This is a genomic window from Carboxylicivirga linearis, from assembly GCF_018271995.1.
GTDB lineage: Bacteria > Bacteroidota > Bacteroidia > Bacteroidales > Marinilabiliaceae > Carboxylicivirga > Carboxylicivirga linearis.
On record NZ_JAGUCO010000081.1, the window covers coordinates 1 to 1834 of the forward strand.

The window sequence follows — 1834 nt, forward strand, 5'->3', positions numbered from 1 at the left end:
AAAATATTTTTAAAACCTAAGAATTATGAAGTTGGAGAGGTAACCGTTAATTCAGAATCACTTGAAAAGCAAAGGGCTAAAAATATGCGATTATTCAAAAAGCATTTTATTGGAACCACAAAAAATGCCAGAAAATGTCGGATTTTGAACGAAGACGATATTACATTTAATTATAACTCAGAGTCAGATACTTTAAAAGCTTATGCTCTGAAACCTATTGAAATTGAAAATAATGGATTAGGATATCGAATTACTTATTATCTAGATAATTTTGAATATTCCACTAATGATAACTTGGTGCGATATAGTGGAAATATTATCTACAATGAAGACTTAAGTAAAACTGGAGTAAGCTATGAAAAGAATAGAGAACGGGCCTATTTGGGATCGCGCATGCATTTTGTGAGATCTTTGTTTATAGATGATTTATATTCTGAAGGTTTTGAGGTTAGAGGATTGTTTAATCATATACTGGATATGAAAGAGCTTGTTCGCGTTGAAGAAAAGGAACAAGGTTATTTAAAAAAAGCCAGGTATAATACAGTTTTGTATAAAGGCAGTCGTAAAAGTTCCATGATATTTAACTGTGATTCTGTATTTATTGATAAAACTGGATATTATTCAACCGGAATAACCTGGACTGGTGATATGAGCAGAAATAGAATTGGAGATTTGCTTCCGTATAATTATGAAACAGAACCCCAATCGCCAATCATTAGTGAAATAAGTGACGAAACAGAGATCATAAAAAAGGTTTATCAGGCCAGATTTAAAAACAGAAATACCAACAATGTTTATTTCCAGGGAGCCTTTCGCGAATATCTGTTGGAAGGAGATTATTTACATTGTATTAACGATTATGGTTTTATACAGCAATGGCCAAGTATAAAAGAGAAAAAATTACCAATCATCAGTGAGATAAGTGGCGGAAGAGAGTATCATTCAACTGAATTTGATCAGAAAATAAAATTTACATCTCTCAAATCGAATGGACCTATTCCTTTTACCGATCCGGTTTATAACCTGGAATCTTTTCTGGATCTGAATTTTCAGAAACAATACCAATATGTTGTATTGGGACAAACAGAATTTCAGGGCAGAAAAATGTATCGGATTCATTTCGATCAGATTGATGACTTACCTTATGCATATTTTGAAGGTGAATTATTAATAGATATTGAAACATACGGTGTGGCATGGGCTTCATGGAAACGTAGTAAGAAGGGCCAAAAATACATTATGCCTGAAATGTATATAACAAGTGACTATGCTATTGGTGATTTTGAAATGGTTACCGAAAATCGCGAAATGACATGGAAATTCAACGGAGAAACATGGCAACCTGATTTTGCAGTTCTTAATGTTTCTTTTTATCAGAATGGAGACTTGAAAAAGATAAATCAGGAAATAAAATGGGAATCTATTTCGCAAGATGAATACAAAAGTCAACGAAAGAGTATGCCCAAAGAATGGAATAAGAAAACCACTACAAAGAGAGATATAGAATACAATCCATCCGAATGGCGAGATAGCTGGCTGTTGCCACCGGATAAGATTATTAATGAGCAAATCAAATATTTAAATGAGATGATTAGTTATGAGTAATTAATTTAAAAGATGAAATGATTGTTCATTTTAACCAAACCTAGAATTTTATGAAATTAATCAATTACAAATCACCTTTAATTATCAGAGTCATTCTGATAATTATTTTTCTTTCTTCGATATCTCCAGTATCAGCCCAAAGCTGGCAAGAAGAAATTATTAAAAAGCTCCAGCTTCATCAAACCATTCATCATAACGAAAAGGTATTTGTACAAACCGATCGGCCCAT

General features: G+C 32.4%; 1 protein-coding gene. It reads left to right on the top strand.

The genetic code is table 11. From position 1 onward, the window contains the following. Positions 1-1605, top strand: a 1605-nt coding sequence (locus tag KEM10_RS23630; protein ID WP_212220808.1) for a hypothetical protein, incomplete at its 5' end; no start/stop codon positions are given. Between the last annotated feature and the right edge of the window lie 229 nt (positions 1606-1834).